The 207-nt window shown below is 58.5% G+C and carries 1 protein-coding gene; it reads left to right on the top strand.

What is annotated here, in order from left to right; genetic code table 11:
• The coding region (locus ACS603_RS23470) for a hypothetical protein (RefSeq protein ID WP_474945023.1) at window positions 1–207 on the top strand (207 nt) is incomplete at both ends.

Genomic DNA, 207 nt, shown 5'->3' with positions numbered 1-207 from the left:
GTGACTGTCGGTACCGGCGATACCCAGAGAGTCAATTCCGGCGGTTCAGCCACGTCCACCACGGTTAACAGCGGCACCCAGGCCATTTATTCCGGCGGTGCAGCCACGTCAACAGTCATAAGTGCAGGATATCAGGTTATTCAGTCAGGCGGCTCGGCAACATTAACCACGGTGAACGGTGGCACTCAGGAACTCCGGGGGGGTACG

The sequence above is a fragment of the Enterobacter sp. Li2LvB3 genome, from assembly GCF_056156645.1.
The sequence above is the reverse complement of the archived record's forward strand: the minus strand, read 5'-3'. Positions and strand labels throughout refer to the sequence as shown.